This window comes from Polaromonas sp. P1_G2 (assembly GCF_056405515.1).
This window is the reverse complement of sequence record NZ_JBFUBY010001433.1, coordinates 1-404: the sequence shown is the minus strand read 5'-3', so window position 1 is coordinate 404 and position 404 is coordinate 1. Positions and strand designations below refer to the sequence as shown.

Sequence of the window (404 nt, the reverse complement as noted above, 5' to 3'; positions counted from 1 at the left end):
ACCATGGATTCCGGCGTGTTCGCGACGCAGGCCGCGACGGGCGCGGTCATTGAGGACAACACCGTCACCGGCAATCTTTACGGCATCTACATCCACGGAGCCGCGAAGTCGTTTGCCCGCCATAACAAGATCGTCGGCCTGAAGACGGCTCGCCTGAGCGAGTCAGGAAATGGTGTGACCGTATGGAACGCTCCAGGAGCCGAGGTCGTCGACAACGACATCAGCTTCGGCCGCGACGGCGTCGCCACCAATGCCAGTAAGCACAATGTCTTCAGCGGCAACCGGTTCACCAATGTCCGCTTCGCCATTCATTACATGTACACCAACGACAGCGAGATCCGCGGCAACGTGTCGATCGGCAACCTGGTCGGCTACGCGATCATGTTCTCCAGCCATCTCAAGAT

At 59.2% G+C, this 404-nt stretch carries 1 protein-coding gene; it reads left to right on the top strand.

The features are described from left to right. Positions 1-15: 15 nt before the first annotated feature. Positions 16-404: NosD domain-containing protein (locus AC1D0P_RS30930; RefSeq protein WP_477680222.1), on the top strand; the 389-nt coding region annotated here is incomplete at its 3' end.